Origin of the sequence: Haliea sp., from assembly GCF_041395985.1 — a bacterium.
GTDB lineage: Bacteria > Pseudomonadota > Gammaproteobacteria > Pseudomonadales > Halieaceae > Haliea.
In genome coordinates this window covers 84,624-95,000 of record NZ_JAWKZJ010000002.1, presented here as the reverse complement: position 1 = coordinate 95,000, position 10,377 = coordinate 84,624, and the positions used below count along the sequence as shown (strand labels likewise).

Sequence of the window (10,377 nt, the reverse complement as noted above, 5' to 3'; positions counted from 1 at the left end):
TCTGTAGCAAGCTTAACCGAGTAGGGGAGGCGTAGGGAAACCGAGTCTTAATAGGGCGTACAGTTGCAGGCAATAGACCCGAAACCGGGCGATCTATCCATGGCCAGGCTGAAGGTTGGGTAACACTAACTGGAGGGCCGAACCCACGTATGTTGAAAAATGCGGGGATGAGCTGTGGATCGGAGTGAAAGGCTAATCAAGCCCGGAGATAGCTGGTTCTCCTCGAAATCTATTTAGGTAGAGCGTCGTGTCTTACCCTGGGGGGTAGAGCACTGTTTGGGCTAGGGGGTCATCCCGACTTACCAACCCCATGCAAACTCCGAATACCCAGGAGTACAATCACGGCAGGCAGACGGCGGGTGCTAACGTCCGTCGTCGAGAGGGCAACAACCCAGACCGCCAGCTAAGGTCCCCAATACCAGTTAAGTGGGAAACGATGTGGGAAGGCTTAGACAGCTAGGAGGTTGGCTTAGAAGCAGCCATCCTTTAAAGAAAGCGTAATAGCTCACTAGTCGAGTCGGCCTGCGCGGAAGATTTAACGGGGCTAAACTGGTAACCGAAGCTGCGGATGCGTGCTTGCACGCATGGTAGAGGAGCGTTCTGTAAGCCGTTGAAGGTGAATCGTGAGGTTTGCTGGAGGTATCAGAAGTGCGAATGCTGACATGAGTAACGACAAGGGGGGTGAAAAACCTCCCCGCCGGAAGATCAAGGTTTCCTGCGCAACGCTAATCGGCGCAGGGTGAGTCGGCCCCTAAGGCGAGGGCGAAAGCCGTAGTCGATGGGAAACGGGTTAATATTCCTGTACTTCTTCATAATGCGATGGGGGGACGGAGAAGGCTAGGCCAGCGCGGCGATGGTTGTCCGCGTTTAAGGCAGTAGGCTGGTTGCTTAGGTAAATCCGGGCGGCCCAGGTCGAGAGCTGATGACGAGTGCTACTGAGAGGTAGCGCGAAGTGGTTGATGCCATGCTTCCAAGAAAAGCCTCTAAGCTTCAGTTATGAAGGAACCGTACTGTAAACCGACACAGGTGATCAGGTAGAGAATACCAAGGCGCTTGAGAGAACTCGGGTGAAGGAACTAGGCAAAATGGTACCGTAACTTCGGGAGAAGGTACGCCGGTTTGGGTGATGGGACTTGCTCCCTGAGCCTGGGCTGGCCGAAGTGACCAGGTGGCTGCGACTGTTTATTAAAAACATAGCACTCTGCAAACACGAAAGTGGACGTATAGGGTGTGACGCCTGCCCGGTGCCGGAAGGTTAATTGATGGGGTTAGCTTCGGCGAAGCTCTTGATCGAAGCCCCGGTAAACGGCGGCCGTAACTATAACGGTCCTAAGGTAGCGAAATTCCTTGTCGGGTAAGTTCCGACCTGCACGAATGGCGTAACGATGGCCACACTGTCTCCACCCGAGACTCAGTGAAATTGAAATCGCTGTTAAGATGCAGTGTACCCGCGGCTAGACGGAAAGACCCCGTGAACCTTTACTATAGCTTCACACTGGACTTTGACTTTACTTGTGTAGGATAGGTGGGAGGCTTTGAAGCAGTGGCGCCAGTCATTGTGGAGCCAACCTTGAAATACCACCCTGGTATGTTTGAGGTTCTAACTCAGGCCCGTTATCCGGGTCGAGGACAGTGTGTGGTGGGTAGTTTGACTGGGGCGGTCTCCTCCCAAAGAGTAACGGAGGAGCACGAAGGTGCGCTAATCATGGTCGGAAATCATGAGGTTAGTGTAAAGGCACAAGCGCGCTTGACTGCGAGTCTGACAAGACGAGCAGGTACGAAAGTAGGTCTTAGTGATCCGGTGGTTCTGTATGGAAGGGCCATCGCTCAACGGATAAAAGGTACTCCGGGGATAACAGGCTGATACCGCCCAAGAGTTCACATCGACGGCGGTGTTTGGCACCTCGATGTCGGCTCATCACATCCTGGGGCTGAAGCCGGTCCCAAGGGTATGGCTGTTCGCCATTTAAAGTGGTACGCGAGCTGGGTTTAGAACGTCGTGAGACAGTTCGGTCCCTATCTGCCGTGGGCGTTGGAGATTTGAGGAAAGCTGCTCCTAGTACGAGAGGACCGGAGTGGACGAACCTCTGGTGTTCGGGTTGTCACGCCAGTGGCATTGCCCGGTAGCTATGTTCGGACAGGATAACCGCTGAAAGCATCTAAGCGGGAAGCCCCTCCCAAGATAAGTTCTCCCTGGGGACTTGATCCCCCTGAAGGGCCGTTGAAGACTACAACGTTGATAGGCTGGGTGTGGAAGCGCGGTAACGCGTTGAGCTAACCAGTACTAATTGCCCGTGAGGCTTGACCATATAATCCAAGTGATTTGCGTGGCGTATGCCACACGAGCGCTGGATGTTGTGACAAGTCGTAGTGAGATGGATGTAAGCGCCAGTAGTCATGGCGAGATGTACGTCAGTACAGCGCGTGAACAGCGGTATCAGCTTGATTTACCACCCTATTTGACAAGACGAGGGCAGCGCAAGGCGCGCGTAAGACCCGACTCGGTCAAGCCAGTTTGCCTGGCGACCATAGAGCGTTGGAACCACCTGACCCCATCCCGAACTCAGTAGTGAAACGACGCATCGCCGATGGTAGTGTGGGGTCTCCCCATGTGAGAGTAGGTCATCGCCAGGCTTCTAAACCCAAACCCCGAAGTACACTGTGCTTCGGGGTTTTTTATGGCCCGCAGCAGCGGCGTTACACAGGCGCTGACCTACGCTCACACCCGTGTGAAGCAGGGGTAGGCTCTCGCCAGGCTTCTAAACCCAAACCCCGAAGTACACTGTGCTTCGGGGTTTTTTATGGCCGCAGCAGCGGCGTTACACAGGCGCTGACCTACGCTCACACCCGGGTGAAGCAGGGGTGGGCTCTCGCCAGGTTTTAATACCAGGGTTGTATGTCGGCTAAGTATGGCAGCAGACAGACGACAGTCACGTCTGTGTCTAGACTTATAACGCTCGATGCAGCAAGTAACGTGTAGCCAGATTGGTCGCACGGCTTTGTGAAGCAGTACGTGTCGACCAGAGTGACTTACTAATGACAACTATCAAGAAGGAAGTTTCCATGAAGATCAAATCGTTTGCTATGGCTACCGGGTTCTGCCTTTTCGGCGTGCAGCTTGTGTGGGCGCAGGGCCAGGAGCCTGCAATGGAGATGCAGCAAGTTCAGAACCAGGAGCAGGTTTTTGGCGGGCAACTCATGAGTGAGCAGGAGCGTCAGCAATATCATCAGCAGCTGCAGCAGATGGACACGCAGGAGCAACGGGACGCCTTTCGCAGCCAGCACCATGATCTGATGCAAGAGCGGGCGCGCCAACAGGGCATCACATTGCCCAATGAACCGGGTTCCGCCAGCGGAAAGGGCATGAGCGGTAGTAAAGGCATGGGGCAGGGCAGGAATATGGGCTCAGGACAACCGGGGGCAGGCCATTCCGGGGCAGGCAAGGGAAAGGGGTCCTGAGCCTGTCAGAACCGGGTTCAGTCTGGCTTTGGTCGTGCAGGTTGATTAGCTGTTACATAAAAAGCCGCTGGCGACGAGCTACGTCGCCAGCGGCTCCGGCTGAGAAGTATAGATAGCGTTACTCAGCCAGCTGTGGTTTTGCTTCGGCCAGCGCGACGCCAGCCAGCCAACAGGAGTCCCAGCCCCGTTGCAAACAGGGCGAGCGCGCCGGGCTCCGGTACCGCCCTTGCAGAGCCGCTGAGGCGCAAGGTGAAGGTGCTCTGGTCAGCCAGGTCAAAACCCACCGGATCAATAAAGTAGGTCACGTTAAACTTGGCCAGGTCCTCAATTGCTCCGGTGCCAGCCAGGCAGGCAGTTCCCAAAGGAACGTCAGCGCATGCCGAAAGAACAAGACCACTCACCAGCGCTTGCGCCGTTAATGCGGCCTCCACGGCGGCAATATCGTCATACTGAACGCCTTCGTTTCCAACAGCGGTGGGCAAAATATTGCCATCACCATCAATACCCCGGTTCATGATCCATTTGTCCAGGCTGGCATCGTAGTGCGCCATCAAGACGTTATCGGTAGCCGGATCGCCGTCATCGTCGTAGAAATAGCCATCGGGCGTCATGGAATAGGACATCCAGTCACCGAACAGGGCCTCATAGCCGTATTCGTCGCCAAACAGGCCCGTGGTCTGGAACAGGTCCTCGTTCACGAGGTTCAGGTTGAAGCCGCTGCGCTCCCCGCTGAAATAGCCTCGGAGGCGGCCACGGTCTTCGTCCTCACCAAACAGTCCTTGGGCAAAGAGTGAGCTGAACTCGCTGTTCCTTGGGTTTTCGCCGAAGTTGAAAAAGCTCAAGCCGTCGTCGGCGGTGGATGCGATAAAATCATCTCCGATGCCGAATCCCAAGCCGATATTGAACCCGCCAAGGGCGCTGCCTGTATTGTTGCCGTACTTCTGGAAGACCTTGTAGAGTCCATCATTGCCGTCTGCAAGTGTGCCGTCGCTCAGGTTGAACACCAGGTCAATAGGCTCGAAACCGGTGCGGTCCAGTTTGAAACGCTTGCCGCTCTGGAAGGGCCCATTACAGGTGGAGTCGCCAGCGGCCATGATGCAGTTGTCCACCGGTGACGTCGAGTCTTCGGCGGGTGCGTCGCTCACGACCTTCAGTCCGGGTGCCGCGCCTTCATCGAGGTCGTACTTGATGTAGCCGCTGCTGGTCGCACCGCCGCTGGTTGGCGAGGCATCATAAATAGTACTGAAGTAGTTCCCATCAGCGTCGGGCCCTGAACCGAGTACATTGCCGAGGTCCCAGCTGTCTATTGCGGCACCGAACGCGGCGCTCGAGGTGACTCCTGCTATCGCCACTGCCAGCGATGACTGCAGAAAGTGGTGCATCATTTTCATAGTCGTTCTCCTGAACGTTGTCTGAGCCGATGTGCGACTGTGGCGCCAAAACGGATTGTAGGGCGCCAACAGCGAATGCCGAGCAGAGTTCATGCCATTACATTAGAAATAACTAAATAACAGATGGTTATAAACTGTTTGTAGGGGGTGGGGGGGTACTCAGCATGGGGCGTCGGACCTATTGTGTAAAAAAGCCTGACGCAGCCTGCGTGCCCGCCCGAACGCATTCCGCGTCGGTGGCCATGCGCAGGAATGCGCGGAAAATCGCTGTTATCCAGGGCGCGGCCCCGGCGATAATGATTATCGCTTTCTTCGTTGCGGAGCCAGACGCCACAATGCGATACCCTCGACACCTGCTACTGCTGTTCCTGTTGGGTGCCTCGACGGCGGGGGCCAGTGAAATCGTCGTGCAGGTCCGTAATCTGCCTGAGACGGGGACCCTGGTCCTGCAGGTGTACGATGATCCCAATGCTTTCGGTGTGTTCCGCCGGCCCGCGCGGGAGCTGCAGTATGAGATCCGCACCGGGCAGCAATACCGCATTCCCGATGCGCCGTCGGGCGACATTGCGGTACTGGTTTACCTTGATGAAAACAACAACCGGGCGCTGGATCGGAACTTTATTGGTATTCCCCGCGAGCCGCTTGGCCTGTCGAACAACTACCAACCCAAAGGACCGCCGAGTTTTCAGCGAGCTGCGTTCACCGCGCAGCCGGGCAGCCGGATTGACCTGGACATCGCCCTCTTTGCGGTACTGGGCGAAACCGGCCAGTGGGGCGTAGGTCTGGGCGCTATTGGCCGCAGCAGTCCCTATGTCGGCTCCGATACCAACGTTATTCAGCCGATCCCCGCAGTGACCTATTTCGGCGAGCGCCTGCAGTGGGTTGGGCCGAGCCTGCGCTACGGCGTGTGGGGCAGTGATGACCTGCGGCTGGCATTGACAGGGTCCTACCGTGTGGGCGCCTATGAGGAAAGTGACAGTCCTGCACTCGACGGGCTGGGCGATCGCGAGAGCACCCTGATGGGGGGCCTCGCACTGGTTTACGAAGGCGCCCGAGGCTTCACCCTGGATCTGGGTTACGAGCACGATCTGCTCGACCAGATCGGAGGTGGGTCCGTTGTGGCGCGCCTGTCGCGCGGCTTCCAGTTCGGAAATTTGCGTCTCACACCGGGTATAGGCGCAAACTGGATCAGTGGGGGGTTGGCCAATCACGATTTCGGTGTGCCGGCTGCTGCGGCCACGGCAAGTCGGCCGGCCTATCACCTCAGCGACACCTTCACCGCTGAAGTGGGGCTGGGCGTGTTCTATGAATTCACAGAAAACTGGCGCGCGGTGTTCAATGTAGCGCTGGAACAGCTCGGTAGCGACATCACAGACAGCCCGATTGTCGATACCGATCAGGTGATCAAGGGCTTCGCCGCTGTCACCTACACCTTCTGATTCCCTAGAACAGCGTGGCGACCTGATAGACCAGGAAGGCCGCCACGTAGGCCAGCACGAAGTACGCGCCAAACATTTTCAATGCCAGGGTGCCGGAGCGCGCCTCTTTCGACAGGATAGCCATTGTCGACACGCATTGCAGGGCAATGGCGAAAAACACCAACAGGGCCAGGCCCGAAGCGACGGTGAGATCACTGTTCTGGATCTGCTCGACCAGGGGCACCATGTTTTCCTCGGCACCCTCAATACCGAAAATGGTGCCCAGTGTGCCAACAAACACCTCGCGTGCCAGGAAGGAGGTCAGGATGGCCACGCCGTAGCGCCAGTCGAGGCCCAGGGGCGCAAACAGCGGCTCGATCAACCGGCCCAGGTGGCCCAGCCAGGATTGACCGAGGTCGGCGCCAAAATTGGGGAAGTAACCCAGCACCCAGACCACGAGTGTCACCGTAAAGATGATTTTGCCGGCCTTGACCACAAAGTGCTTCGCGCGATTGAAGGCGTTGCGCAGCAGCGGCTTGACCCCCGGTAAGCGGTAAGGGGGCAGCTCGAGGACGAAGGGCAGGTCGTCGAACTGGTCTTTTCGTGCACGGGATACCACGCCGGTGATAATCAGCGCCATCAGCATGCCGAAGAAATAGATACCGAACATGGCCAGCCCCTGCCATCCCACCAGGCCACCGAGGAACGTGTCACCCGGTATAAAGGCGGCGATCAGCAGGGCATAGACGGGGAGGCGGGCCGAACACGGCATCAGCGGTATGGCCATGTAGGTGAGCAGGCGCTTCCGCGGCGAGTCCACCGCCCGGGCCGCATAGATGCCCGGAATGGCGCAGGCGACGCCGGACAGCATGGGCACAAAGCTCTTGCCGGTCAGCCCGAAGTAGCGCAGCGGCTTGTGACAGATCAGCGTGGCCCGCGCCATGTAGCCGGAATCCTCCAGCAGGCCAATCACAAACGTCAGCACAAAAATCTGCGGTACGAAGACAAGAAATGCCCCGATGCCGCTGAACAGCGCGTCGGCGGTAAAATCCTGCAGCACCTGACTGCCGATGAGCGGTACGATCCTGTCGGCAATCCACGCCAGCGAACCCTCGATGGCATCCATGGCCGGTGTCGACCAGGTGAAGATCGACTGGAACAGCAGGTACATGATCCCGAAGAACGCAACACCTCCGGTCAGGGAGTGGAGGAAGAAAGCATCCAGTCGATTCTGTGTGCGTACCAGCACATCACCGCGCGGCCCAAGGCGTTGCGCGAGCTGGTGCGCGGTGCCCCTGAGAAGCTCGTCCGGTGTGCCCGTGAGGTGTGGTCGCTGCCGCGGCCTGTCTGCCGTGCGGGTGGCCCTGATGTGCTCGGAGATCTCCGCCAGCCCCTTGCCGGAACGTGCCGAAATCGGCAGCACCCGGGTGTGGATTGCAGTCTCCAGCGCCGGCAGGTCAATGCTCAGATTGTTCGCTTCCAGCACATCGATCATGTTGGCCAGCACGGTGACCGGCTTGTCGTGCAATTCGCACTCACGGATTACCTGCAGCGTGAAAAAGAGGCTTTTTTCCAGCCGCGTGGCATCGATCAGGCACAGTACATGCTCGACGTCGGCATCAGCGAGGGCCTTTTCGAACTGGGCCACCGCCACCTTTTCCTCTGCTGAAATCGCTTTCAGGGAGTAGGTGCCGGGAAAGTCGACCAGGTACACATCGTCCATACCCTGCAACTTGCCACTGGCGACATCGACGGTTATGCCAGGGAAGTTTGCAACCTTCTGCGACAACCCGGTGAGGCGGTTGAACAGCATGCTCTTGCCCGAGTTGGGGCTGCCGATCAGCAGGACCTTGGTCACAGCCCGGTACTCTCTACAAGAATGTGATCCGCAATCTCGTCATCCAGCGAATAAATGGTGTTGTTGACGCGGTAGACCTTGGGGGCACCGAACCCCGGGGACTGCAGGCAGGACACCGTTTCGCCGGGGTAGAAGCCAAACTCCATAAGGCGTACCTTGTAGGCCTCTGCCAGCAGATCGTCATAGCCGGCGATGGCACAGTGTTCCCCGCGGCGCAGTGACCACAGCGTTTTCGGCGCCCCCGAGGGCTGCGTTTTCTTCATTGGCGGTGTCACCCGAGTGTGGGGAGTGGTTGTCGCGATCTGTGCGCGCACCATAACGCGAACGATTCCCATTTGGAAGGGTTTTCCTCGGCGACGGGCCGGGTATCATGTGCGGGCTACTCCATTATACTCCACGTGTTGGCGAACCGGTGCCAGAGACTGGCGGTTGGCCGGGAGCGTAGCCACGTGTTTACTGTCACCCTGGTGCACTTGTGAGGAGTCAAAAAATGTCCGACGTGTCAGAGCAGGAACTGCGGGAAAACTTTGATCATTTTGACCGCAATGGCGACGGTAAAATTGAGTTGAAGGAGTTTGCGGCATTGCTGGAAGGCCTGGATGCTCTCGAGCCCGGGGAGGACCCACAGGTCGGGTTCCAGGCCATCGACAGCGACGGCAGCGGCGTGGTCGAGTTTGATGAGTTTGTCGCCTGGTTCCAGGACCGCTAGGCGCGCCACCCTCAGCGCAGCACGCCCCGGCAGCTGCCGCGTGAACCGCTACATTCGAGGTGCGACACTGCATGGCAGAACAGGACACACTGCAGATCAGCGCAACGCTGGCCGTGCCGCTGGATGAGGTTGAACTGCATGCGATTCGGGCACAGGGTGCCGGGGGGCAGAACGTGAACAAGGTCTCCACCGCCATACACCTGCGTTTCAATGCTGTGGCGTCTTCCCTCCCCGAAAACTGTATTGCCGCGTTGCTTGCCTGTCGGGACAGCCGTATTTCGGAAGAAGGGGTCGTTACCATCAAGGCGCAGCGATTCCGCAGTCAGGCGAAAAATCGGGAGGACGCCCTGGTGCGCCTTGCCGAGTTGATCGCCGAGTGCTGCCGTCCGCGCAAAGCGCGCAGGCCGACGAGGCCCACCCTCGCCTCCAGACGCAAGCGGCTGGATAAGAAGCAGCAGCGCGGCACCCTCAAAGCCCAGCGCCGTCCCGTCAGGCGGGGAGACGAATAATACCTTTCCTGCGTCGACCGCGTATGTGGGCAGCTTCAACCAACCGCCGCGACCGTTACCTGGTACCGTCATTGTATCGAGTGTTGGTCGCCTCGCTACTGATGGCGGGGATGGCGGGGATGGCGGCCGAGCCCGGCGCCACGCCGGTCATGGAAGCCTCCCGTTTTCAGCGTCTGGTAGAGCAACTGGCGGCTGACGACGCCGGTCGGCAGCAGTTTGCGGATATCGCGCTGATGGAACTGGCCGAGGTGCTGCTCGCGGAGGCGGCACTGGCGCGGCGCCAGGCCGCAGATGGGGAAGCCGGCGCTCGCAGCCCTCTCGGCTGGGCGGTCGCGGTCGAACAGTACGCGGGCGAGGTGCTGCGCCTGCAGCGCGCGGTGCAGGCAAACAAGCCGGTCCAGCTGCTGTTGCCGCCGCTGGCGGACCCGGCGATACAGGTGGGCGCTGCCAGCGTTATGCTCAGTCACCCCCGCCGAGACCAGCAGGGGGTACTGGAAGCGCGCATTGCCTCGGCGTTCTGCGCAAACAATGACTGTGCCCGCGTGTTGGCCCCAACAACGGCGCCGCAGGCCGCCAAACAGGAACCGATACCCATCACGGCAGAGACGCCGGAGCCCACGTGGAGTTTCACGCGCGATGGCAATGTCTGTGCACAGCGCGGATTGCGCGTGGAATTCCCGCCGCCCGCGGAGCGCGCGGGCAGTCGGTTGGTGGATGAGCGTGCGCTGTGCCAGCAGCTGTTCGCTGAGCTGAACAACCTGGCGCTGGAATTGCGCTGGCAGATGCGCCAGGGCGTGACGCTGGAGTGGTCCGCGATGGTGAGCACGTCGCTGCCGCAGCGCACCGATCATGCGCTACTGCTCAACAGTGCCGGTGATACCCTGCTCATTGCGCTGCCGCTACTGCACGGTACCCCCGGCCTACTGTACGTGTTGTTGCCCTGGCTCGCCGCCGAAGTGGGCAGTGGGCCCCCGGCAGACATCACCCTCGACGCGGTCAAGCTGGGCTGGACAACGCCCGCTTCGCGCTGACC

The 10,377-nt window shown here is 59.0% G+C and carries 8 protein-coding genes and 2 rRNA genes (1 of these 10 cut by a window edge); 7 read left to right on the top strand and 3 right to left on the bottom strand.

Features of this window, described 5'->3' with window-relative positions:
• The 3 genes from R3E49_RS03990 to R3E49_RS03980 all read left to right on the top strand — a co-directional run.
• Positions 1-2,309, top strand: a 23S ribosomal RNA gene (locus R3E49_RS03990) (it extends 594 nt beyond the left edge of the window).
• Positions 2,310-2,518: 209 nt separating this feature from the next.
• Positions 2,519-2,634, top strand: a 5S ribosomal RNA gene (rrf, locus tag R3E49_RS03985).
• A 429-nt stretch (positions 2,635-3,063) separates the two neighbouring features.
• Complete coding sequence (locus R3E49_RS03980) at positions 3,064-3,459, top strand: hypothetical protein (RefSeq protein WP_371293868.1); 396 nt, start codon at positions 3,064-3,066, stop codon at positions 3,457-3,459.
• 122 nt (positions 3,460-3,581) lie between these two features.
• On the opposite strand, the gene R3E49_RS03975 is transcribed toward R3E49_RS03980, so the two are convergent.
• Positions 3,582-4,850, bottom strand: coding sequence for a choice-of-anchor F family protein (locus R3E49_RS03975; protein ID WP_371293867.1), 1,269 nt, complete (start codon positions 4,848-4,850; stop codon positions 3,582-3,584).
• Between the two features lie 335 nt (positions 4,851-5,185).
• Here R3E49_RS03975 and R3E49_RS03970 point away from each other — a divergent pair, with 335 nt between their 5' ends.
• A complete protein-coding gene (locus tag R3E49_RS03970) occupies positions 5,186-6,289 on the top strand; it encodes a MipA/OmpV family protein (protein ID WP_371293866.1) in 1,104 nt (367 codons plus the stop codon).
• Between the two features lie 4 nt (positions 6,290-6,293).
• On the opposite strand, the gene R3E49_RS03965 is transcribed toward R3E49_RS03970, so the two are convergent.
• On the bottom strand, positions 6,294-8,126 hold the full coding sequence (locus tag R3E49_RS03965; RefSeq protein WP_371293865.1) for a ferrous iron transporter B: 1,833 nt from the start codon (positions 8,124-8,126) through the stop codon (positions 6,294-6,296).
• Positions 8,123-8,389, bottom strand: coding sequence for a ferrous iron transport protein A (locus tag R3E49_RS03960; protein ID WP_371293864.1), 267 nt, complete (start codon positions 8,387-8,389; stop codon positions 8,123-8,125). Before R3E49_RS03960 ends, R3E49_RS03965 begins: the two co-directional genes overlap by 4 nt.
• A gap of 227 nt (positions 8,390-8,616) precedes the next feature.
• Here R3E49_RS03960 and R3E49_RS03955 point away from each other — a divergent pair, with 227 nt between their 5' ends.
• The 3 genes from R3E49_RS03955 to R3E49_RS03945 all read left to right on the top strand — a co-directional run bounded on the left by R3E49_RS03955 (position 8,617) and on the right by R3E49_RS03945 (position 10,375).
• A complete protein-coding gene (locus R3E49_RS03955) occupies positions 8,617-8,835 on the top strand; it encodes an EF-hand domain-containing protein (RefSeq protein WP_371293863.1) in 219 nt (72 codons plus the stop codon).
• A 71-nt stretch (positions 8,836-8,906) separates the two neighbouring features.
• On the top strand, positions 8,907-9,344 hold the full coding sequence (gene arfB, locus R3E49_RS03950) for an alternative ribosome rescue aminoacyl-tRNA hydrolase ArfB (protein WP_371293862.1): 438 nt from the start codon (positions 8,907-8,909) through the stop codon (positions 9,342-9,344).
• Positions 9,345-9,415: 71 nt separating this feature from the next.
• The gene (locus R3E49_RS03945; protein WP_371293861.1) at positions 9,416-10,375 is read left to right on the top strand and encodes a hypothetical protein; all 960 of its coding nucleotides are present in this window, start codon (positions 9,416-9,418) and stop codon (positions 10,373-10,375) included.
• The last annotated feature ends 2 nt before the right edge of the window (positions 10,376-10,377 follow it).

Excerpts from the sequence above, each read along its gene's own strand:
- R3E49_RS03980 (WP_371293868.1), top strand. The coding sequence starts at position 3,064 with ATGAAGATCAAATCGTTTGCTATGGCTACCGGGTTCTGCCTTTTCGGC.
- R3E49_RS03975 (WP_371293867.1), bottom strand. The coding sequence starts at position 4,850 with ATGAAAATGATGCACCACTTTCTGCAGTCATCGCTGGCAGTGGCGATA.
- R3E49_RS03970 (WP_371293866.1), top strand. The coding sequence starts at position 5,186 with ATGCGATACCCTCGACACCTGCTACTGCTGTTCCTGTTGGGTGCCTCG.
- R3E49_RS03960 (WP_371293864.1), bottom strand. The coding sequence starts at position 8,389 with ATGAAGAAAACGCAGCCCTCGGGGGCGCCGAAAACGCTGTGGTCACTG.
- R3E49_RS03955 (WP_371293863.1), top strand. The coding sequence starts at position 8,617 with ATGTCCGACGTGTCAGAGCAGGAACTGCGGGAAAACTTTGATCATTTT.
- arfB (WP_371293862.1), top strand. The coding sequence starts at position 8,907 with ATGGCAGAACAGGACACACTGCAGATCAGCGCAACGCTGGCCGTGCCG.